This window comes from Haemophilus sp. THUN1692, from assembly GCF_059704395.1.
In genome coordinates, this window is sequence record NZ_AP046579.1 from 798,993 (window position 1) to 822,993 (window position 24,001).

Annotated in this window: 15 protein-coding genes, 2 tRNA genes, 2 rRNA genes and 1 pseudogene; 7 read left to right on the top strand and 13 right to left on the bottom strand. The window is 39.2% G+C overall.

Annotation, left to right across the window (positions count from 1 at the left end; translation table 11 throughout):
• Positions 1-16 precede the first annotated feature (16 nt).
• Positions 17-1,150 (bottom strand): annotated as a pseudogene (locus AC6H0A_RS03855) (acyltransferase family protein).
• A 160-nt stretch (positions 1,151-1,310) separates the two neighbouring features.
• Between AC6H0A_RS03855 and metG the strand changes: the two are divergent.
• The gene (gene metG, locus AC6H0A_RS03860; protein WP_497512461.1) at positions 1,311-3,359 is read left to right on the top strand and encodes a methionine--tRNA ligase; all 2,049 of its coding nucleotides are present in this window, start codon (positions 1,311-1,313) and stop codon (positions 3,357-3,359) included.
• A gap of 112 nt (positions 3,360-3,471) precedes the next feature.
• Positions 3,472-4,332 carry an SAM-dependent methyltransferase TehB gene (gene tehB / locus AC6H0A_RS03865; RefSeq protein ID WP_044233312.1) on the top strand — a complete coding sequence of 287 codons (861 nt, stop codon included), beginning with the start codon at positions 3,472-3,474 and terminating at the stop codon, positions 4,330-4,332.
• 49 nt (positions 4,333-4,381) lie between these two features.
• On the opposite strand, the gene gloB is transcribed toward tehB, so the two are convergent.
• Entirely contained in the window at positions 4,382-5,098 is a 717-nt protein-coding gene (gloB, locus tag AC6H0A_RS03870) for a hydroxyacylglutathione hydrolase (protein ID WP_044233311.1), read from the bottom strand.
• Positions 5,099-5,131: 33 nt separating this feature from the next.
• Here gloB and AC6H0A_RS03875 point away from each other — a divergent pair, with 33 nt between their 5' ends.
• A complete protein-coding gene (locus tag AC6H0A_RS03875) occupies positions 5,132-5,830 on the top strand; it encodes a methyltransferase domain-containing protein (RefSeq protein ID WP_005643739.1) in 699 nt (232 codons plus the stop codon).
• Here AC6H0A_RS03875 and AC6H0A_RS03880 read toward each other — a convergent pair.
• The gene (locus AC6H0A_RS03880) at positions 5,827-6,633 is read right to left on the bottom strand and encodes a class I SAM-dependent methyltransferase (protein ID WP_005643737.1); all 807 of its coding nucleotides are present in this window, start codon (positions 6,631-6,633) and stop codon (positions 5,827-5,829) included. The genes AC6H0A_RS03875 and AC6H0A_RS03880 overlap by 4 nt on opposite strands.
• 230 nt (positions 6,634-6,863) lie before the next feature.
• On the opposite strand from AC6H0A_RS03880, the gene AC6H0A_RS03885 reads away from it, so the two are divergent.
• From AC6H0A_RS03885 to gyrA, 3 genes are all read left to right on the top strand, one after another.
• Positions 6,864-7,340, top strand: coding sequence for a hypothetical protein (locus tag AC6H0A_RS03885; protein ID WP_005643735.1), 477 nt, complete (start codon positions 6,864-6,866; stop codon positions 7,338-7,340).
• A gap of 135 nt (positions 7,341-7,475) precedes the next feature.
• Positions 7,476-9,239 carry a 30S ribosomal protein S12 methylthiotransferase accessory factor YcaO gene (gene ycaO, locus AC6H0A_RS03890; protein WP_497512464.1) on the top strand — a complete coding sequence of 588 codons (1,764 nt, stop codon included), beginning with the start codon at positions 7,476-7,478 and terminating at the stop codon, positions 9,237-9,239.
• Positions 9,240-9,764: 525 nt separating this feature from the next.
• Complete coding sequence (gyrA, locus tag AC6H0A_RS03895; protein ID WP_005643730.1) at positions 9,765-12,407, top strand: DNA topoisomerase (ATP-hydrolyzing) subunit A; 2,643 nt, start codon at positions 9,765-9,767, stop codon at positions 12,405-12,407.
• Positions 12,408-12,660: 253 nt separating this feature from the next.
• Here the strand turns inward: gyrA and rnb are convergent, their stop codons facing one another.
• Positions 12,661-14,640, bottom strand: a complete 1,980-nt coding sequence (gene rnb / locus AC6H0A_RS03900; RefSeq protein WP_005643727.1) for an exoribonuclease II — start codon at positions 14,638-14,640, stop codon at positions 12,661-12,663.
• A 65-nt stretch (positions 14,641-14,705) separates the two neighbouring features.
• Positions 14,706-15,494, bottom strand: a complete 789-nt coding sequence (locus AC6H0A_RS03905) for an SDR family oxidoreductase (protein WP_044233310.1) — start codon at positions 15,492-15,494, stop codon at positions 14,706-14,708.
• 178 nt (positions 15,495-15,672) lie between these two features.
• On the opposite strand from AC6H0A_RS03905, the gene prfC reads away from it, so the two are divergent.
• Positions 15,673-17,256 (top strand): peptide chain release factor 3, encoded by a 1,584-nt coding sequence (gene prfC / locus AC6H0A_RS03910; protein WP_179230999.1) that lies wholly within the window; start codon positions 15,673-15,675, stop codon positions 17,254-17,256.
• A gap of 74 nt (positions 17,257-17,330) precedes the next feature.
• Here the strand turns inward: prfC and AC6H0A_RS03915 are convergent, their stop codons facing one another.
• The 8 genes from AC6H0A_RS03915 to AC6H0A_RS03950 form a co-directional block, all read right to left on the bottom strand.
• Positions 17,331-17,564 carry a YgjV family protein gene (locus tag AC6H0A_RS03915; protein ID WP_005628380.1) on the bottom strand — a complete coding sequence of 78 codons (234 nt, stop codon included), beginning with the start codon at positions 17,562-17,564 and terminating at the stop codon, positions 17,331-17,333.
• Positions 17,565-18,000: 436 nt separating this feature from the next.
• Entirely contained in the window at positions 18,001-18,330 is a 330-nt protein-coding gene (locus AC6H0A_RS03920; protein ID WP_005643719.1) for a branched-chain amino acid transporter permease, read from the bottom strand.
• Positions 18,327-19,061 (bottom strand): azaleucine resistance protein AzlC, encoded by a 735-nt coding sequence (azlC, locus tag AC6H0A_RS03925; protein WP_005643715.1) that lies wholly within the window; start codon positions 19,059-19,061, stop codon positions 18,327-18,329. The genes AC6H0A_RS03920 and azlC overlap by 4 nt, the downstream gene beginning before the upstream one ends.
• Before the next feature lie 9 nt (positions 19,062-19,070).
• Positions 19,071-20,000 (bottom strand): LysR family transcriptional regulator, encoded by a 930-nt coding sequence (locus tag AC6H0A_RS03930; RefSeq protein WP_005643711.1) that lies wholly within the window; start codon positions 19,998-20,000, stop codon positions 19,071-19,073.
• A gap of 164 nt (positions 20,001-20,164) precedes the next feature.
• Positions 20,165-20,280: ribosomal RNA gene (gene rrf / locus AC6H0A_RS03935) — 5S ribosomal RNA — on the bottom strand.
• Between the two features lie 182 nt (positions 20,281-20,462).
• Positions 20,463-23,359: ribosomal RNA gene (locus AC6H0A_RS03940) — 23S ribosomal RNA — on the bottom strand.
• Between the two features lie 364 nt (positions 23,360-23,723).
• Positions 23,724-23,799: transfer RNA gene (locus AC6H0A_RS03945), tRNA-Ala, on the bottom strand.
• 53 nt (positions 23,800-23,852) lie between these two features.
• Positions 23,853-23,929 (bottom strand) — tRNA-Ile (locus AC6H0A_RS03950).
• Positions 23,930-24,001: the final 72 nt, after the last annotated feature.

Consider the following 24,001-nt stretch of genomic DNA (forward strand, 5'->3'; position numbering starts at 1 on the left):
AATTACTCATTTTTCATTAAAATGAACTTTTCATACGTAAAACTAATTTTTTTGAATAAGATATCATTGGTTTTTCAATTGTATGATGTAAAATCATAGCTAGTAAAATACATAAGATAGTTACCATAAAAAAGGTAGCAAGACCATTTTGTTTTACAATATAAAACTTATGATAAATAAAATCAGTAAACACCATATGACTGATATAAAGTGAATAAGATATTTCTCCAAAATATATTAATAAAGATGAACGAGATATTTTAAATAAAGTCTCATATAAGATACATAAAATAATAAATAAAGATGCAATAACCCCACCAGAAAACGACCCAGTCTCCAGAAGCCAATAAAAGTTATCTTTATCATTAGACAAAATAAAGAAAAACAGATAAATACCACATAAAACAAAGGCAACTTTAATTGGATAGGCATTTACTATATTTAAATTCCCTAGAAAACCTTTAGAATATTTATAAAACAAATAAATCAACATGCCGTAAATGAACTCAAAGAACATTGAAGAGGTAAATATATACAACACATTATGTTCTCCAACTAAGTTGTTATCTCCCGCCCCAAAGTATAAATAAAAATCATGGTTAAAATAGTAACTAGAAGAAAGATACAAAAGAAAAATTAAAAAAATAGTGATATACACACGATATTTATGATTAATAGCCATTGCTATAGAAAAAACAAAATAGAAAACTATCTCATAAGAAATCGACTATGCAGAAGGTAATACATTATAACCAAAATGAGGCGCAGAAGCTTGATAATTAAAGTTAAATCCTAATACAGAAATCAAATAATAATGCAAATCATAATTTCTCATTACTAAATAATATGTAGTTATACAAATAATAAGTAAAGGATAAATTCTAAAAAATCTTCTAATAATAAATGAACCCCATCCATAGTTTTCTTTTTCTGTAGAAAAACAAATAATAAATCCGCTTAATACAAAAAAGAAATCAACTCCCAAATATCCTTGTGAAAAAAGTAGATCTCCTAAGTTAACCTGAGAATAAGCATTATTTAATGAAGCTCTTAAGTGAAAAAATAATACAGCTAATGCTGCAAAACCTCTAATATATTGTAGGGAATAAAATGTTGTTGAAGTAGTAACACTGGCATTCAGTGTATAAATAAACTAAATATAAGGAAATCTAATGAGATGTAATAATATTCTACCTATTATGTAATAAAAAATCAATTCTTATAGCATTTTATTAAGTTTTAAACTAGCCCCTTATTTTTTTTTCTAGTAAGATAAGCACAATTTTTGTATACTAAAAAAGAGAATAAAAATGACAACTCAACCCCGTAAAATTTTAGTCACTTGCGCCTTGCCTTATGCCAATGGGGCAATTCATTTAGGCCATATGTTAGAACATATCCAAGCGGATATTTGGGTGCGTTTTCAACGTATGCGTGGCAATAAAATCCATTTTGTCTGTGCAGACGATGCACACGGCACACCCATTATGTTGAATGCTGATAAACTTGGCATTCCCCCTGAAGAATTAATTGCCAAAGCAAAAGCCGATCACGTGCGTGATTTTGCAGGGTTCAATATTAGTTTTGATAACTATCATTCCACTCACAGCGAAGAAAATAAACAGCTCACTGCAGAAATTTACAATAAACTCAAAGCCAATGGCTTTATTAAGAGTAAAGTCATTTCTCAGTTATTCGACCCTGAAAAAAATATGTTCTTGCCTGATCGTTTTGTGAAAGGCACTTGCCCGAAATGTAAAGCAGAAGATCAATATGGAGATAACTGCGAAGTTTGTGCTTCTACTTATAGCCCAATGGATTTAATTAATCCTCGTTCAGCCGTTTCTGGCGCAACGCCTGTGGTAAAAGAATCTGAACACTTTTTCTTTGACCTACCTGCATTTGAAGGCATGTTAAAAGAATGGACACGTTCTGGCTCACTTCAATCTGAAATTGCGAACAAAATGCAAGAATGGTTTGAAAGCAGTTTACAACAATGGGATATTTCACGCGATGCGCCTTATTTCGGTTTTGAAATTCCGGGCGCAAAAGATAAATTCTTCTATGTTTGGTTAGATGCGCCAATCGGCTATATGGCTTCATTCAAAAATCTATGCAATCGTAAAGGCATTGATTTCAATGAATTTTGGGCTGAAGACAGCGATGCAGAGCTTTATCATTTCATCGGTAAAGACATCGTTTATTTCCACAGTCTATTCTGGCCTGCAATGCTTGAAGGTAGTGGCTATCGTAAACCGACTAATGTATTCACTCACGGCTATGTCACGGTGGATGGAGCAAAGATGTCAAAATCTCGCGGAACTTTCATTCAAGCCAGCACTTATTTAAATCATATTGATCCTGAATGTTTGCGTTATTACTATGCGGCAAAATTAAATGATCGCATTGAAGATTTAGACTTTAATCTTGAAGATTTCGTACAACGTGTAAATACGGATATTGTAAACAAATTAGTGAATTTAGCTTCACGCAATGCCGGTTTTATTGCGAAACGCTTTGAAGGCAAACTTGCAAATAAACTGGAAGATGAAGCATTATTTGCAGAATTTACCGCCCAAGCTGAGCAAATCGCCGCTTACTACGAAAGCCGTGAATACAATAAAGCCATTCGTGAAATTATGGCATTAACGGATAAAGCCAATAAATACATTGATGAAAAAGCCCCTTGGGTGATTGCAAAAGAAGAAGGCAAAGAGGCAGAATTACAAGCCGTATGTTCAATGGGTATTGAGCTTTTCCGCGTGTTGATGTCTTACTTAAAACCTGTTCTTCCAAAACTGGCAGAACGTGCAGAAGCCTTCTTACAAGCTGAATTACGTTGGGATAATATTCATCAACCATTACTTAGCCATACTCTTGCACCGTTTAAAGCCTTATTCTCTCGTTTAGAGAAAAAACAAATTGATTCTGTTGTAGAAGAAACTAAAGCCTTATTTGCAGCAGCCAATAAAGCAGCAGAAAAAACCGAGGCAAAACCAACCGCACTTTCTGCCGTTGAACCTATTGCTGAAACCATCACTATTGATGATTTCGCTAAACTTGATATGCGTGTAGCAAAAGTATTGAAATGCGAAGCGGTGCCAGAATCCAATAAACTTTTACGTTTTGAATTGGATCTTGGCGATCATACTCGTCAAGTCTTCTCTGGCATTAAAGCGGCTTACAATAAGCCTGAAGAATTAGAAGGTCGTTTTGTGATTATGGTGGCAAACCTTGCACCACGTAAAATGAAATTCGGTGTATCTGAGGGGATGATTCTATCCGCAGGAACAGGCGGTAGTGACTTATTCTTACTTTCTGCCGATATCGGTGTCACCGCAGGCATGCAAGTAAAATAATCAATTCAATCTAAATGAGGGCAACATTACGTTGCCCTTTTATTTTCTTGTTGAAAATAGGCGACTTATAACCTACTATAACACTCAACTATTTATCTATTTGGAGAATATTATGAAAAACGAATTAATCTGCTATAAACAAATGCCAGTGTGGACAAAAGACAAATTACCACAAATGTTCCAAGAAAAGCACAACACAAAAGTCGGCACTTGGGGGAAATTAACTGTATTAAAAGGTAAGCTCAAATTTTATGAGCTAACCGAAAATGGCGATGTCATTGCCGAGCATATTTTTACCCCAGAAAGCGACATTCCTTTTGTTGAACCTCAAGCATGGCATCGTGTTGAAGCCCTTTCTGATGACCTTGAATGTACCCTAGGTTTCTATTGCAAAAAAGAAGATTACTTCAGTAAAAAATACAACATGACAGCTACTCACGGCGATGTGGTGGATGCAGCAAAAATTATCTCGCCTTGTAAAGTATTAGATTTAGGTTGTGGACAAGGGCGTAATTCACTTTATTTAAGTTTATTAGGCTATGATGTGACCTCTTGGGATCACAATGAAAACAGCATTGCCTTTTTAAATGAAACCAAAGAGAAAGAAAACCTTAATATTTCTACCGCACTTTACGATATTAACGCCGCCAACATTCAAGAAAACTATGATTTTATTGTTTCAACGGTGGTATTTATGTTCTTAAATCGTGAACGTGTGCCGTCAATCATCAAAAATATGCAAGAACACACCAATGTTGGCGGGTATAACTTAATCGTTGCCGCTATGTCCACAGATGATGTGCCTTGCCCACTTCCGTTCTCTTTCACTTTCGCTGAAAATGAATTAAAAGAATATTACAAAGATTGGGAGTTTTTAGAATATAACGAAAATATGGGCGAATTACACAAAACCGATGAAAACGGCAATCGCATTAAAATGAAATTTGCTACGATGTTAGCAAGAAAGAAATAACCCGCTAATTTAAATAATCACCGCACTTTTCCCCAATAAAAAAGATAACTTAGAAAATATCTTTGGCTTTGCGAAGTGCGGTAAATTCTTCAAGTGTTTTTGCTTGTAAAAACGGATTAATTTCTCTCTCTAGTTTTAATGTTGTTGGCAAGCTTGGTTTATTTTCAGCTCGTTGTGTTTCAACAAAAATACGTTGTTTTTCTACCGCACTTTTTTCTACCGCACTTTTCTCCACCAGCACAGTTTCTGCAAACGCTAAATTTCCCAATGTATATTCGTGAGCAGGGCAAACAATCGTCTCGTCTGGCAATGTATTCAAACGCTGTAGACCTTCAAACATCTGTGCATAATTACCTGTGAAAACACGTCCACAACCAGCAGAAAATAACGCATCGCCACAAAATAAATGATTATCCACTAAAAAACTCACGTGCTGTTTAGTGTGTCCACCCGTCGGAATGACATCAATTTGATAATATGCGGTAAGGATCTTCCCTTCGTTCACAATTTGAGTTGCGCCTTTTTTCTCACATTCTTGCGACCCATAAATCGGCACCGTTGGATAACGTTTTTTAAATGCCGACACACCTTGTGTATGATCCTCATGTTCGTGAGTAAGCAATACTGCTTCAACCGTTACATTTTGCTTATCTAGCCATGCAAACAACTTGTCGGTTTCAGGCAAATCGACAATAATAAGAGGCATATTTTCTCGTTGATAAAGCCAAATGTAGTTATCATTCAGCGCAGGCAAAGCAAATAACATAATCATCCTTTTCATTTGTGATGGAGGAATAAAATGATTGTAAACTGGAATGCCAAAGCGACCAAGCCTTTCATTCATCCTGAAAGTTGGCAAAATTTGCCAAAGGGGGATGATTATTGCCAAACCTTACGCCAAATGTTAATGCCTTGGATGCCCAAAATTTTAGGTCATCAGGTTTTGAAGATCGGTGAGTTAAGTGGTGAAGTTACAACGAATTTGCCTATGCACCACCAGATTATTCTGAGCGAAAAAATCACGCCAAATCTTGCCGCACTTTGCAATGCTAAAGTTAGCTTAGTTCAAGCAAGCCTCATCGAATTGCCGTTCATTCAAAAAGAAATCCATGCCGTGTTTTTAATGAGCACGCTTAATTTTGCGCAAGATCCGCATCAAATTCTGCGTGAATCTCATCGTGTACTGGCTGACGATGGCTGGATTTTTATTGCTTTATTTAATCCATTAAGTCCACTGATTTTCAAAAGAAAAATGGGAGATTATCCGCTGCGTCACTACCCTGCTTGGCGTGTGATTGATTGGCTTTCATTGCTCAATTTTGAAGTGATTGAAAAATGCCCTATTGCAACCCAAAATAAACGCGCAACAATTTTTTCGCCGATCACGTTAATCATTGCGCAAAAACGGACTTATCCTCTGACTCTCAACCCAGAAAAAGTGCGGTCAAAAATACCAGTATTTTTAGAGCCGGTAAATGCATTCAAACTTAAAAGTTAGGCTCGTTCCGCATTCCACCAAATCAACGCCCATTTTTTTTGTCCGTGAGAAATTGGTTCGTTGTTGGCTTGTTTACGATCGTAAAAGGCTTTTAAACCTTGTTTTTCTTTTTCGGAAAGTTTGCCTAAAGAAAATTCCACCGAGGCTAATAAATCCTCATAGCTTTCACCTTGAAAACAACCCGATTCGGTTTCAATAAAATTCAAATTTGCCTGAATTCCTTTTTGATACAACCGATTGAGTAAATAAATATAAGTCGGGAAACCAATATCTTCACGACCAATCGCCTCAAATACGCCCTCATCTAAAAAATGACGTTGCGTGACAGAAGTCAAAAACACACGTTTTTTCGCTTTGGCACAGAGTTTTTCGATCATATCGTCCAAATCGTCCACTAACGTTGAACGAGATGCCAACACCACATCAGCTTGCGGCACATCATCCCAATTATCCGCCCAAGATTTATGAAATGTAGTCAGATTATGCAAACCAAATTTCTGTTTGAATTGCGCCAAGCAATCCAACATTCCATTGCTATAATCCAAGGCATATACCGTTGAACCTTGTTGTGCGAGTGGCACAGCAAAAGTACCCGGCCCACAGCCAATATCCAACACAGTTTCATCGGTTTGCACATTCATAGCTTGCAATAATTGCTGATTATATGCTGAAGGCTTGCCGACCAAATTTTCTGCCATTTTCACGGCTTTTTTATCCCATTTTGTCGGAGGTAAGTTGTAATGATTACAAGCGATTAAGTGTTGTTGATAAAGTTCAGCAAAATTGATGTCGTAAATAGTCATAGTGATTTTTCAATGTAGTTATTCAAATGTTGATGTAAAAGTTCGGGTGAAGTGCGGTTAAAATGATAAGTATTTTTTCATTTTAACTTTTTAAAAACCAGACATTGCAACGAATTCTACAGCATCGATATATTAATTCAAATATAACGTAGTAAAATGAGATAAAAGGACTCTATAATATTAGGTGTTCTATATTTTCCTATGGTTATTTTGTAGAAAAGGACAATTCAATGAAATTTGAAGTGATTTATAAATTTTTCTTAGTGTGGGGATTAGCCTTAAGTTTGCTTTTCGTTGTTGCAAGTGGTATTTCAATGTGGCTAGGATTTCCTTTTACTCAAGCCTTAGACATTCATCTTTTCTTTGCAGGATTGGTCGTATTTGGTTTGTTACTGCATTTTTATAGCCGCAAGAAGAAATGGGTAAAAATCAACACGCAATTTGCCGATCTTATCACACATAATCGCATGCCCTCTTACTGCAATTTAGATCGCTTGATGATGACTTTCGAACATTTTTCTATTCAACAAATCGCTGAGCAACTCAATCTTTCTCTCCCGATTTTATTAAATGAATTATCACAAGCTCAAATAAACATTACCGATTCCTACCGCACTTTACGCGAAAACTTTCCTCTCAACGATGAAAAAATTTTCGCCGCCATTACGATTGCCTTGAAAATGCGGTTCAATCCAACGTTACTTTAACTACAATCAAATATACATTAAAAGTCAGTAGAAAATCCCGAAATTTTTCGGGGTTTATTTTTTCCGAAAAAATCTTGCCCCGCTATTAAAACTCCCCTATTATTCACCGCACTTTTTTCTCATTTAGGAACAAAAATGACAGAACAAACGTTTATCCCCGGCAAAGATGCCGCATTGGAAGATAGTATTGCAAAATTTCAGCAAAAATTGACCGCACTTGGTTTTAATATTGAAGATGCATCTTGGCTTAATCCTGTGCCAAATGTGTGGTCTGTACATATTCGCGATAAAGACTGCCCACAGTGTTTTTCTAATGGTAAAGGGGCAAGCAAAAAAGCGGCTTTAGCCTCTGCCCTTGGTGAATATTTTGAGCGTCTTTCCACTAATTATTTCTTTGCCGATTTCTATTTAGGGCAAGAAATTTCAAACGGCGATTTTGTGCATTATCCCAATGAAAAATGGTTCCCGATTGAAGATGATGCTTTGCTGCCTAATGGCATTTTAGATGATTATTTATTGGATTATTTTGATCCTAATGCCGAGCTTACGCCTGAATTATTGGTAGATTTACAATCTGGCAATTATGATCGTGGGATCGTAGCGATGCCTTATGTTCGTCAATCAGATGAACAAACCGTTTACATTCCACAAAGTATTATTGCGAACCTTTATGTCTCAAATGGCATGTCTGCGGGCAATACGAAATTTGAAGCTCGCGTGCAAGGCTTGTCAGAAGTATTTGAGCGTTATGTGAAAAACAAAATTATCGCCGAAGCGATCAGTCTGCCAGAAATTCCAAAATCAGTGATGGATCGCTATCCATCTATTCAGGCTTCCATTGCAAAATTAGAGGAAGAAGGTTTCCCAATTTATGCTTTTGATGCTTCACTTGGCGGAAAATACCCTGTTATTTGCGTCGTATTATTAAATCCGAATAACGGCACGTGCTTTGCCTCTTTCGGCGCACATCCAAATTTCCAAGTAGCGTTAGAACGTACGGTGACTGAACTCTTACAAGGTCGCAGTTTAAAAGATTTAGATGTTTTCTCTCCGCCATCTTTCAATAACGATGATGTGGCTGAACACGCTAATTTAGAAACCCACTTTATTGACTCAAGCGGTTTAATTTCTTGGGATTTATTCAAAGAAACACCTGATTATGAATTTTCTGATTGGGATTTCAGCGGTACAACGCAAGAAGAATACAATAATTTAATGGCGATTTTCCGTGCGGATGAAAAAGAAGTTTACGTGATGGATTACAACCATTTAGATGTCTATGCGTGCCGTATTATTGTGCCAGGCATGTCTGATATTTATCCTGCAGACGATTTAATTTACGCCAACAACAATATGGGAATGGATTGGCGCGAAATTTTACTCGATTTACCAAACTGGCATCACGATGCGGAAACTTATCAAGAGTTATTAGAAGAATTAGACGGACAAGATATTGACGACGCGACTCGCGTGCGTGAATTTATCGGTATCGTTGCACCTAAAAATAGTGGCTGGACAACCTTACGCGTCGGTGAATTAAAATCAATGCTCTACCTTGCATTAGGCGAATTAGAACAAGCATTAGATTGGGCAAATTGGACACTGAATATGAACAGCTCCGTATTCACCACAGAGCGTGTGAATTATTACCGCGCATTAATTTCCATCATTGAATTACATTTAGATCAAACTCGCGAACCAGAGCAATATCGTTCAGTGTTTGAGAAAATGTATGGCAAAGATGCAGTTAAACAAGCCTGGGCAGCTGTCTCTGAAGGTGGCAATCCATTCTACAATCTTCCAGCAAGTGATGAAAATTTGGAAAACTTTAAGGAACATCAGGCGTTGTTGGGAGCGTATGGGAAGTTGCAGAAAGCAAAGCGTGAAAATTGGAAATAATTAGGTCAGGATTTCGCCTGACGACGACCTACTTTCTTTTACTCGTGTAAAAGAAAGTAAGCAAAGAAAACACGCCCCAATTAAATCGCTAATCTTTGCTTTATTTCAATTTTCTTAACGACAATTTTCTAAACTCGCTGCGCTCAAACAGACGAAAATTGCCTAAAAATTGAAAGCGCAAAGGCGATTTATATGGGGAATTTAGTTTATCTAAGCATTATAAAAATATTTAAATATTTTACACGCACTTAAAAATAATCCCTTCTTTTCCGCCTTTGTGTAATTGAATTTGTAGGAAATTTTCGTCTGTTTGAGCGCAGCGAGTTTAGAAAATTTCCGTGAAACAAATTCAATGGAACAAAGGAAATAAGGAAAAGCAGGGTTGCCTTTCTTTTTGCCTACTTTTTCTTTGGCAACGCAAAGAAAAAGTAGGTCGCCATCAGGCGAAATCCTGATATCAAAAACCACATATCCACAATTTTATGCTATAATCCGCCACAATTTTTGATCAAAAAAGGAATACCAATGACGGATTCAATCCAATCATCTATCACCCCTGTCAATATCGAAGAAGAACTCAAATCTTCCTACCTTGACTACGCGATGTCGGTTATCGTTGGGCGTGCATTACCTGACGTTCGAGATGGTTTAAAACCTGTTCACCGCCGCGTGTTGTTCTCAATGGATCGCGAAGGCAATACCGCCAATAAAAAATACGTAAAATCAGCGCGTGTTGTGGGTGATGTAATCGGTAAATATCACCCGCATGGTGACTCGGCTGTGTACGATACAATCGTTCGTATGGCACAACCATTCTCACTTCGCTATATGTTGGTTGATGGACAAGGTAACTTTGGTTCAATTGATGGTGATGCGCCAGCTGCAATGCGTTATACCGAAGTACGTATGCAAAAAATCACGCAAGCATTGCTCACGGATTTGGATAAAGAAACCGTCAATTTCTCGCCAAACTATGATGGCGAATTAATGATTCCAGATGTATTGCCTACTCGTATTCCAGCACTTTTAGCAAATGGTTCTTCCGGTATTGCCGTAGGGATGGCAACTAACATTCCTCCACACAACTTAAATGAAGTATTAAATGGTTGTTTGGCTTATATCGACAACAATGAAATTACCATTGATGAATTAATGCAACATATTCCAGGGCCTGACTTCCCTACTGCTGCGTTAATTAATGGTCGTAAAGGGATTGAAGAAGCCTATCGCACTGGTCGTGGTAAAGTGTATGTTCGTGCTCGTGCAACGGTAGAAACCAACGAAAAAGGACGCGAGCAAATTATCGTGTCTGAATTGCCATACCAAGTAAATAAAGCAAAATTAGTCGAGAAAATCGCTGAATTAATTCGCGAGAAAAAAATCGAAGGCATCAGCAATATTACTGACCTTTCAAACAAAGAAGGGATTCGTATTGAAATTGATATTAAACGTGATGCAGTAGGTGAAGTGGTATTAAACCATCTTTACTCGCTTACTCAAATGCAAGTGACCTTTGGTATCAATATGGTAGCATTGGATCACGGTCAGCCACGTTTATTTAATCTTAAAGAAATCATTGAATCCTTCGTTTTACACCGCCGTGAAGTGGTTACACGTCGTTCCATCTTTGAGCTTCGCAAAGCGCGTGAACGTACGCACATTTTGGAAGGTTTAGCAGTTGCTCGTTCTAATATCGATGAAATGATTGCGATCATTCGTAACTCTAAAAACCGTGAGGAAGCGGCAACAGCAATCAGTTCGCGCTCTTGGACGTTACATAGCGATATTATTAATCTTCTTGATGTTTCTGCTCGTCCTGATGATTTAGAAGAAAATCTTGGTATTCAAGGCGAACAATATTACTTATCACCAGCGCAAGTAAACGCAATTCTAGAACTTCGCTTACACCGTTTAACTGGCATTGCCTTTGAAGAAGTTGTAAAAGAATATGAAGAATTATTAGTTAAAATAGCCGATCTTCTTCATATTTTAAGTAGCGCAGAACGCTTAATGGAAGTGATTCATGAAGAATTGGAAGAAGTGAAAGCACAATTCGGTGATGATCGTTTAACTGAAATTACTGCAGCCTCTGGCGATATAGATTTAGAAGATTTAATCGCACAAGAAGATGTGGTGGTTACCCTTTCTCACGAAGGTTATGTGAAATATCAACCGCTTACCGACTACGAAGCACAACGTCGAGGCGGTAAAGGCAAATCTGCAACGAAGATGAAAGAAGAAGATTTCATCGAAAAATTACTGGTGGCAAACACTCACGATACGATCCTCTGCTTCTCTAGCCGTGGTCGTTTATATTGGTTGAAAGTATATCAACTTCCACAAGCAAGCCGTGGCGCACGTGGTCGTCCAATTGTGAATATTCTTCCGTTACAAGAAAACGAACGTATTACTGCAATTTTACCAGTTTCTGCTTACGAAGAAGATAAATTCGTAGTCATGGCAACTGCAGGCGGTATTGTGAAGAAAATCGCCTTAACCGAATTTAGCCGTCCTCGTTCAAACGGTATCATCGCATTGAATTTACGTGACGAAGATGAATTAATCGGCGTGGATATTACTGATGGTAGCAACGAAATTATGTTGTTCTCATCACAAGGTCGCGTGGTACGTTTTGCTGAAAATGCTGTGCGTGCAATGGGGCGTTTAGCAACTGGAGTTCGTGGTATCAAACTGGCTTTAACAAATGATATTTCTGACGATGAAAGTGCAGTAGAAATTGAAGATATTTCTGATGACAACGCAGAAGCATCATTAGACTTAAATATCGATAAAGTGGTTTCTCTTGTTGTGCCAAAAGGTGAAAGTGCAATTTTAACCGCAACGCAAAACGGCTATGGAAAACGCACACAATTAAGTGAATACCCAACTAAATCACGTAATACAAAAGGTGTGATTTCGATTAAAGTGAGTGAACGCAATGGTAAAGTCGTTGCCGCAACTCAAGTAGAAGAAACCGACCAAATTATGTTGATCACTGATGCAGGAACCCTTGTTCGCACACGCGTAAGCGAAGTGAGCATCGTAGGCCGTAACACTCAAGGTGTCCGTTTAATTCGTACTGCAGATGATGAACACGTAGTAAGTTTAGAACGTGTTTGTGATGCAGATGAAGAAGATTCTTTGGAAGAAAGTGGTTCTGAAGAATAACCTATTATAAAATAACAATCCGCACGTAAAACGTGCGGTTTTTATGTAGAATCTTTAAGAGCATGTGGATATAGTCTAACATTACATGCTCCTCTACTATCTCCACATTTTTATAGCGAGGATTTTTTCTGTTCATCGCTTAAGCTATTTGCCTCCATACGTATAGCGTATAGTTTTTATAGTCAGACTTTCGTCTGGCTACAAGAAAAAACCGATTTTCAATCACTGAAAATCGGTTTAAAGAAGAACAATTTTATTGAACGATTTCGCCGACAATACTGCGAGTTGCCTCTTTCACTTCCGTAAGTTTCACTTTCACAATATCACCTATTTTGTAAATACGCTCACCTTTAATATAAAGGGCAATCTCATCAGAATTCACCTGCATTTCTTCTTTATTATTATGTAAAGTTGAAGCAGGTATAAACATTGAGGCACCATTTTCTAATAATTGCACACGTAATCCACCACGCATCACATCTTGTACTTCCGCCTCAAATTCAGCATTTGATGCAACTTTATCAGCAAGATAACAGCAATATAACCAATCTGCAATATCACGTTCTACTAAGCGATTTTGGCGACGAGCCTCTTGTAAACGGGTCAGCACTTCATCTTGTGGCTTATTACAAACTTGTTGTGTCAATACTGCTTTAATTAAACGATGGTTCACCATATCAGAATATTTACGGATGGGCGAAGTCCAAGTTGCATAGCCTTCCAAGCCTAAGCCAAAGTGCGGTGCTAATTCTGATTTAAATTCGGCGAAAGTTAAATAACGACGTAAACGGAATTCTAAATAGTCGCCTTCAATCGGTTCAATATCGTGGCGCATTTGGCAATAACCGTTTAATGTTGCCAAATTTTCTACCAAATAACGCTCAGCAAGTTCAGCTTGATTTTGTTCATTGGCTAAATTTGCCATTAAGAAATTGTGCGCATTCTCTAAGAATTTTTTATCAAAACCGCTATGCGTATTGAAAATACCAGTTTGTGCATGCTCTGCTAAAAATTGCGCGGCACAAATGTTAGCAATAATCATCGATTCTTCGACAATTTGATTGGCTATACGACGATATTCTGCTTTGATTTCTGCCACTTTGCCATTTTCCGCTAGCACAAAAGAATAATCCGGTTTTTCTTTAAATAACAAAGAATGAGTCTTACGCCATTGAATACGAGCTTTAGTAAATTGATGTAACCAATCAATTTGCTGTGCAATTTCTGATGTTTCGGGTTGCCATGCATTGTCTGTCTGTTCTAAATAATCCGACACTTTGTTATAAGCCAATTTCGCTTTAGATTGAACATAAGCCGAAACAAAATGCGGTTTGATCGTAATATTGCCTTCAAGATCCGTTTCGATATAACAAACAAGCGCTGGACGCGTTTCATTTGCGATTAACGAACATAATTCATCAGATAATTCGCGTGGCAACATTGGGATGTTAAAGCCCGGCAAATAATTGGTGAAACAACGCTGTTTCGCATCTTTTTCAATTTGAGAATCTAACGCGATATAAGCAGTTGGATCGGCAATCGCGACAACTAATTTCCAACCTGTTTGTTCACTATTTTGTTCGATAGGCTCGATATATAAGGCATCGTCCATATCCATTGTACTTTCAGAGTCGATAGTCACAAAATGAAGTGCGGTCAGATCTTCACGGGTTTGTTGATCTAACATTTCATAACTTTCAGCGCCTTGCACAGGATAACGAGATTGCTCATGACGTGCTAATGTTACCCACCAAGGGGCAAATTCATCGTCAGCTCGGCAAATAAACTGATTAATAGTGGCATAGAAAAAGCGATCATCACGTAATGGGTGAGTTTTTAAATTAGCAACCACCCAATCGCCTTCCTGTAATTCTTCTTTTACGGATTTAGTTTGTTGTGCGCCGATTGGTTGATTGATACTTGGATGATCCACCAAAACTTGCAATTTCTTATCTTTATTGAACCGCACTTTTGCAATGAAACGTGTCAACATTGGCTCAATTAAGGATTCCGGCTCGGCCTGTTCTTTATCACCTTGCTTTTCAATGGTGGCTTTGATTTTGTCACCGTGCATCACCTTTTTCATTGAAGGCGGCGCGATAAAATAGGTTTTCTTATCGCACTCTAAAAAACCATAGGCTTTATCGGTGCTTTTTACCACGCCTTCTACATGCTCTTTGCTGTCGTGGATTTGTTGTTTAAGCTGTGCGAGTAAAGGATTATCTTGAAACATAGTTATATTTTAAAAGAGAGAAAAGGCAGACTGAAAAGCCTGCCTAAAAAAGAATGTAAGAAAAATTATTCTTCGCCTAATTCGCCCATTGCGGTGATGCTGAAACCTGCATCTACGTGAACGATTTCACCAGTAATACCCGATGCTAAATCAGAGCATAAAAATGCAGCTGAGTTACCTACATCTTCGATAGTGACAGTGCGACGTAATGCAGCGGTTTTCTCAAAGGTAGAAAGCATTTTCTTGAAGTTTTTAATGCCTGATGCTGCTAAAGTGCGGATTGGACCAGCAGAGATCGCATTCACACGAATACCTTCTTTACCTAAATCAGCAGCCATCACGCGCGTTGCTGCTTCAAGAGACGCTTTCGCTAAACACATGACGTTGTAGTTAGGAATTGCGCGTTCTGCACCTAAATAAGAAAGCGTTAATAACGCTGCATTTGGATTTAAGTAAGGACGTGCTGCTTGTGCCATAGCAACGAAACTGAATGCACTGATGTCGTGAGCAATACGGTAACCTTCACGTGTTGCAGCATTGACATAATCTCCATCTAATTGATCGCCCGGCGCAAATGCAATTGCGTGAACAAAACCATCAAATTTTTCCCAACGTTTGCTTAATTCTGCAAAGCAGTTTTGGATGCTTTCATCGGTTGCCACATCTAAAGGAAGCACGATATCAGAACCAAATTCTTTGGCAAATTCTTCTACGCGCGGTTGTAATTTATCGTTTAAATAAGTGAAAGCAAGTTCTGCACCTTGTTCTTTCATTGATTTTGCGATCCCGTAAGCGATAGAACGATTGCTTGCAAGACCGGTTACTAAAATGCATTTACCTGTTAAGAAACCCATAATTTTTCCTATATTGTTAGCGTAAAAAACTTGCGTAGTATAAGCGAAAATTTGTCTTTGTACAAAGCAGACCAATTTTTCTAAGAAAACCAACCGCACTTTATTTACAAATTCGTTTGAGCAAAAACCTAAAATCAGCGAAAATAGCCCACATTTTTAATTGAACGAAGAAGAAACAATGATTTATCCATTAGAAGAAGTTAATAAACGTCGCACTTTTGCAATTATTTCCCACCCCGATGCAGGTAAAACAACCATCACCGAAAAGGTACTTTTATACGGAAATGCGATTCAAACAGCAGGTTCTGTAAAAGGCAAAGGCTCAACTGCACATGCCAAATCCGACTGGATGGAAATGGAAAAACAACGTGGGATTTCGATTACCACTTCTGTGATGCAATTTCCTTATAACGATTGCTTGGTGAACTTACTTGATACTCCGGGGCACGAAGATTTCTCTGAAGATACTTACCGCACTTTAACCGCTGTGGATAGCTGTTTAATGGTTATCGACTCAGCAAAAGGGGTTGAGGAACGTACAATTAAACTAATGGAAGTAACTCGCTTACGTGATACGCCAATCATCACCTTCATGAACAAACTCGACCGCGATATTCGCGATCCGATGGAATTGTTAGATGAAGTGGAAAATATTCTTAAAATTCGTTGTGCGCCAATTACATGGCCGATTGGTTGCGGGAAATTATTTAAAGGCGTTTATCATATCGCTAAAGATGAAACCTATCTTTATCAATCTGGTCAAGGATCAACTATTCAAGAAGTTCGCATTGTGAAGGGTTTAAATAGTTCTGAATTAGATGCTGCGGTTGGCGATGATTTAGCACAACAACTTCGCGATGAATTGGAATTAGTGCAAGGCGCAAGTAACGAATTTGAACATGATGCCTTCATTAAAGGTGAACTTACGCCGGTATTTTTCGGGACAGCATTAGGTAACTTTGGTGTGGATCATTTCCTTGATGGTTTGACACAATGGGCGCCAAAACCACAATCTCGTCAAGCTGATACAAGAACAGTCGAAAGTTCAGAAGAAAAATTCAGTGGTTTCGTATTTAAAATTCAAGCTAATATGGATCCAAAACACCGCGACCGTGTTGCCTTTATGCGTGTGGTTTCGGGCAAATATGAAAAAGGCATGAAATTAAAACATGTTCGAATTGGTAAAGATGTGGTGATTTCTGATGCACTCACCTTTATGGCTGGCGACCGTGCTCACGCCGAAGAAGCTTACGCAGGTGATATTATCGGTTTACATAATCACGGTACGATCCAAATTGGCGATACCTTTACGCAAGGTGAAACCTTGAAATTTACTGGGATTCCAAACTTTGCGCCAGAACTATTCCGCCGTATTCGCTTAAGAGATCCTCTCAAACAAAAGCAATTACTTAAAGGTTTAGTACAACTTTCAGAAGAAGGTGCCGTTCAGGTATTCCGCCCATTAATGAACAACGATTTAATCGTGGGAGCGGTAGGTGTCTTACAGTTTGATGTGGTAGTTTCTCGTCTAAAAACTGAATATAACGTAGAAGCAATTTATGAAAATGTGAACGTTGCAACTGCACGCTGGGTGGAATGTGCCGATGCGAAAAAATTCGAAGAATTTAAACGCAAAAACGAGCAAAATTTAGCTTTAGATGGTGGAGATAACTTAACCTATATTGCGCCAACAATGGTAAATCTGAATTTAGCTCAAGAACGTTATCCTGGTGTCGTTTTTTACAAAACTCGTGAACATTAAAACGATAAAGTGCGGTCAAATTTCACCGCACTTTTCCAGAAAAAAGCGTTGGAATTTAATTCAACGCTTTTCTTTTATTTAGAGACTTTTTCTTGTCTTAATCGCCAAAGTTGATAAACATTCACCACGGCTAAAAATGCATTTAATAATGCTACAGGATAAGCGGCGATAATTACGCTATAGATGACAAATAAAATTGCACCAATGCTGTTCACAATGCGTAGATGTACGATAGATTTAAACAAAAACGATACTGCAACAAAAAAGGTTGCGATATAACCCAATAATTCAACTAAATTCAATTCCATAATTCTGTTCTCTTCGATTAAAAATAAAAACGGGCGCCATGATAAAAGATTTTTAAAATAAGGAAAAGATCAGAAAAAAAAGCAACCGATTGCAAGATGAAATTATTTTTTCTTATGAAAAATAAAGGTATTTTCATCATCATTAGCGCATAAAAAGCCGGGACGAGTGCGCACATCTAAATTTTGGGAGCTTATCCAATTTGGGGGAATTAGATAACATTAGCTCGCTCAACACGCACTTTGTCACCGGCTAAATTCTTTTAGAGATCTAGATGATCTAACAATGAACAATAAAGGAATTTAATAAAACGAGCTTCTATCTTTTGTAATAACTAGAATTCCAATTTCTATTATTCTAGAAATTGGATTGATTATAAACTATGAAGTAACTTTAGATTCAAGAGGATTCTAGAGAAATGAAAGTTATGATTTTATTCTAAATAAAGACAAGTTGAACTAAAAGCATATAGAAAAGCGTACCAACAGCAATAGATAGAAACATATTTTTCTTCCAAAAATGCAACCCTAGCACCACTATGCCTGCAAGAAAATCAGGAATACCATGATAACCAGTTAAAACATCAATATTCTTATAGCAATAAACTACAAGCATACCAAACATGGCTGGAGGTAAAACTTTTCCAAGATAGCGAATATATTGTGGAATCGGACGATTAGCTGGGAAGACAAAAAATGGCAATAAGCGCGTAAATTGTACAGTAAGCACACAAATTCCAATCGTCATAATTTGTTCTGTAAGTGTCATTTTAGCGACTCCAATTTTGTGTCTAATTTAGGTCCACGCATAGTTAGAATTAACCAAATACCAATTAATGTTGGAATTAAGAAATATTCTTTGCCTACAATCAGTAAAAAAGCCAATGCAATCCCTAAACCTAAGAGAGAGCTTTCATGGGATTTTTCCTTTATCCAATTTTCTGCAAAAATGACTAAAAAAAGAGCTGTCATCGAGAATTCCACGCCTTTTAAATCAAAAGGTAAAACAGAGCCAAATAAGTTACCAATTGCAGCACCAACCACCCAATAAATATGCAAATATAAGCTGACAAAAAACATATACCAACCTTTATCTAAGTGAGGTGGAATTTTGGCCATATAATTTAGAGAAAAGGATTCATCTACAAGGGTAGTAATTAAATACCAACGTTTATGACCGATGTGTACCCCATATTTTTCTAACATTGATATGCCATAGAAAATCTGACGAGTACTGATCATCAAGGTAATTAATAACACACTGATTGGAGAAAAAGGTGCGATAAGTGCTCCAGCAGCAATAAACTCAACAGAACCGGCATAAATAAGTAAAGCCATCAAAGTAGGATATAAAAATCCGAAACCTAGTGACTTCATATAAATACCGTATGCCACACCAAGAAATAAAAATCCTGCAATCATTGGCGCACTATAAGGAAAAGCAGCTTTAGCCGCCACACTAATCAGGTGGGGCTGCTGATTTTGTTGAGAAAAATTCATTTATTACTTCTATAAATCTAAAACAGATAGTCCTGGTAAAGTTGAAAAACTTTGAGCTTTTACGGTTTGATAAAAATCTTCTAAATAAGAAAGGGATTCATCTTCTTTGCGAATAGCCGCATATAGATTGCTATGTAAACCTTCTTTTGTGATTTTTCTTGCCACGACATAACCCTTTTCCAAATAAGGCAACGCAGCCCAATAAGGGATAGTCGCAATGCCACGACGACTTGCAACTAATTGAATCATAGCAATAGTCAATTCAGTTGTGCGGCGAGTAGGATTAATGCCTTTTGGTTTAAGCACTTTACGCAATAGATCTAACATATCATCAGGAACAGGGTAAGTTACCCAGGTTTCATCTGAAAAATCTTCCGCATCCCAAATTTCTTTTTCTGCTAAAGGGTGATCTTTTGAGCAAATGCCAACCATCTCATAAGAAAAGAGCGGTTTAAAAATTACATCATCATTATGCTCTATTTCTGATACTATCGCCCAATCTGCTCGATGAGAAAGCAATAAACCAACAGGATCCGTATGAAAACCAGATACAATATCCAACTCAACTAGCCCCCAATGCAGACGAAATTCGTCCATAGCAGGCATTAACCAATCAAAACAAGTATGACATTCCACAGCTATGCGAAGCTGACCTGCATCTCCATGTTTAACTCGAGCAAGATCACGTTCAGCATCAACGACTTTTGGCATCACGTCATTAGCAAGACGAATTAAACGCTCTCCCGCAGAAGTAAAACGAAGGGGATTACTTTTACGCTCAAACAAAGGCAAACCAAACTGTTCTTCTATTAATTTAATTTGGTGAGAAAGGGCTGATTGGGTTAGATATACTCGTTTTGCTGCTAAAGAAACACTACCAGTCTCTTTTAAAGCTAGCAAAGTTTTAAGATGTCTAAATTCTAGAAAGGTTGGTTTCATTAAAAATATTCATACAAAATAGAAAATTAGATGATAGATATAATACCTTAAAATACGAAATATTCGAATTAATATTCCACAGAGAAAACAAAAACCCCATATCTTTCGACACGGGGTTCTTATCTTTTATTCTACTCTGCTTCATTCTATTTATGTATTTGGTAACCTGGCGGTGTCCTACTCTCACATGGGGAAGCCCCACACTACCATCGGCATTACAGCGTTTCACTTCTGAGTTCGGTATGGTGTCAGGTGGTTCCACCGCACTATCGCCGCCAGGATAATCCTTTGATAACTCGTCTTTTCTCTTTTATCTTTCGCTACTCAGCTCTTACTCTACCTTTCACTCGTTCTTATTGGCCACAAGCTGAACTCAATTTTCTTTCTATTACGTCTTCTATATTTAATTTGTTTGTCTAGTCTTCTCTTTTTCGCTCTTTTCCAAAAACACTTGAGCGTTGTATAGTTAAGTCCCTCGGGCAATTAGTACAGGTTAGCTCAATGACTCACATCACTTACACACCCTGCCTATCTACGTCTTAGTCTTAAACAACCCTTACAGATTTATAATCTGGGAGAACTCATCTCTTGGCAAGTTTCGTGCTTAGATGCTTTCAGCACTTATCTCTTCCGCACTTAGCTACCCGGCAATGCGTCTGGCGACACAACCGGAACACCAGTGGTGCGTCCACTCCGGTCCTCTCGTACTAGGAGCAGCCCCAACCAATTCTCCTACGCCCACGGCAGATAGGGACCGAACTGTCTCACGACGTTCTAAACCCAGCTCGCGTACCACTTTAAATGGCGAACAGCCATACCCTTGGGACCTACTTCAGCCCCAGGATGTGATGAGCCGACATCGAGGTGCCAAACACCGCCGTCGATATGAACTCTTGGGCGGTATCAGCCTGTTATCCCCGGAGTACCTTTTATCCGTTGAGCGATGGCCCTTCCATTCAGAACCACCGGATCACTATGACCTACTTTCGTACCTGCTCGACTTGTCTGTCTCGCAGTTAAGCTTGCTTATACCATTGCACTAACCTCACGATGTCCGACCGTGATTAGCAAACCTTCGTGCTCCTCCGTTACTCTTTGGGAGGAGACCGCCCCAGTCAAACTACCCACCAGACACTGTCCGAGACCACGTTTCGTAATCTTCGTTAGAACATCAAACGTTAAAGGGTGGTATTTCAAGGACGCCTCCACAATCACTGGCGTGACTGCTTCAAAGGCTCCCACCTATCCTACACATCAAAATTCAATGTTCAGTGTCAAGCTATAGTAAAGGTTCACGGGGTCTTTCCGTCTAGCCGCGGGTACACCGCATCTTCACGGCGATTTCAATTTCACTGAGTCTCGGGTGGAGACAGCCTGGCCATCATTATGCCATTCGTGCAGGTCGGAACTTACCCGACAAGGAATTTCGCTACCTTAGGACCGTTATAGTTACGGCCGCCGTTTACTGGGGCTTCGATCAGGAGCTTCTCTTTCGATTACACCATCAATTAACCTTCCAGCACCGGGCAGGCATCACACCCTATACGTCCACTTTCGTGTTTGCAGAGTGCTGTGTTTTTAATAAACAGTTGCAGCCAGCTGGTATCTTCGACCGGTTCAACCTTCGCCCGCGAGGGACTACAATCTACGCCGGCGCACCTTCTCCCGAAGTTACGGTGCTATTTTGCCTAGTTCCTTCACCCGAGTTCTCTCAAGCGCCTGAGTATTCTCTACCTGACCACCTGTGTCGGTTTTCAGTACGGTTTAGTAAAGCCTTTCGCTTAGTGGCTTTTCCTGGAAGTGTGGTATCAGTTACTTCAGCTCCGTAGAGCCTCGTCATCATCTCTCAGTGTTAAGGAAGTCCGGATTTGCCTAAACTTCCCACCTACCAACTTAAACGCACATATCCAACAGTGCGATAACCTAACCTACTCCGTCCCCACATCGCAGCTTTACCAAGTACAGGAATATTAACCTGTTTCCCATCGACTACGCTCTTCAGCCTCGCCTTAGGGGCCGACTCACCCTGCCCCGATTAACGTTGGACAGGAACCCTTGGTCTTCCGGCGAACGGGTTTTTCACCCGTTTTATCGTTACTTATGTCAGCATTCGCACTTGTGATACGTCCAGCATGCTTCTCAACACACCTTCTTCCGCTTACACAACGCTCCCCTACCCAACAGACTTTCGTCTGATGCCGCAGCTTCGGTGCTATATTTCAGCCCCGTTACATCTTCCGCGCAGGCCGACTCGACTAGTGAGCTATTACGCTTTCTTTAAATGATGGCTGCTTCTAAGCCAACATCCTAGCTGTCTAAGCCTTCCCACTTCGTTTCCCACTTAATATAGACTTTGGGACCTTAGCTGGCGGTCTGGGTTGTTTCCCTCTCCACGACGGACGTTAGCACCCGCCGTGTGTCTCCTGAGTATCACTCTTTGGTATTCGTAGTTTGCATCGGGTTGGTAATCCGGGATGGACCCCTAGCCGAAACAGTGCTCTACCCCCAAAGGTGTCCGCTCAAGGCTCTACCTAAATAGATTTCGGGGAGAACCAGCTATCTCCCGGTTTGATTGGCCTTTCACCCCCAGCCACAAGTCATCCGCTAATTTTTCAACATTAGTCGGTTCGGTCCTCCAGTTAGTGTTACCCAACCTTCAACCTGCCCATGGCTAGATCACCGGGTTTCGGGTCTATACCTTGCAACTAGACGCCCAGTTAAGACTCGGTTTCCCTTCGGCTCCCCTATTCGGTTAACCTCGCTACAAAATATAAGTCGCTGACCCATTATACAAAAGGTACGCAGTCACCCTTTCAGGCTCCCACTGCTTGTACGTACAAGGTTTCAGGTTCTATTTCACTCCCCTCACCGGGGTTCTTTTCGCCTTTCCTTCACAGTACTGGTTCACTATCGGTCAATCAGGAGTATTTAGCCTTGGAGGATGGTCCCCCCATCTTCAAACAGGATATCACGTGTCCCGCCCTACTTCTCGTTAACTTAGTACCACAGCCTGGATGTCGAGTACGGGGCTATCACCCTGTGTCGCTAAGCTTCCCAGCTTATTCCTCTATCTCTGCTGCTATCATTAACTGGCTCTTTCGCTTTCGCTCGCCGCTACTGACGAAATCTCGGTTGATTTCTTTTCCTCGGGGTACTTAGATGTTTCAGTTCTCCCGGTTTGCCTCACTTACCTATGGATTCAGTTAGTGATAGTAGATTCTTCATCTACTGGGTTTCCCCATTCGGATATCTTGGATTAAACGCCTCTTATCGACTCATCCAAGCTTTTCGCAGATTAGCACGTCCTTCTTCGCCTCTGATTGCCAAGGCATCCACCTTGTACGCTTAGTCACTTAACTATACAACCTCAAATGCTTTCAACCACTTTAAGTTTTCACTTGAAAGTGCGGTCAATTTGATGCGTATTTTCATTCAACTAAACACTTGATTGCTTTTGTTCAATCAAGATTTTATGCAAAACAGTTTTATTTCAGTTTTCTTTTCAGTTTACTGTTTACTGCCTTGCCTACTCAGACTTTCTCTCGAAAATCTCTTGTTTTCAGCTTGTTTCCAATTTTTTAAAGAACAGTTGATAAAACCTTTCAGTTATCATCGCTAAATAAACTAAATGAATATCAATAAAATCTTAAACACTATATTAGTTTAAACTAGTGCTCATGACTTTCTTCTCTATTCTCTCTTAATTTACTTAACGATGATAAGTGGTGGAGATAAGCGGGATCGAACCGCTGACCTCCTGCGTGCAAGGCAGGCGCTCTCCCAGCTGAGCTATATCCCCATGTCATCGTTTATTTATTACCTTATTCACCTTCATCACTCACTCAGTTTGAGTGGTGGGTCTGAGTGGACTTGAACCACCGACCTCACCCTTATCAGGGGTGCGCTCTAACCACCTGAGCTACAGACCCAAGGGAATAACGGCTTTCTGCTCGATATTGTCTACAATATATCAATCAATCTGTGTGAGCACTCGCTGTCTC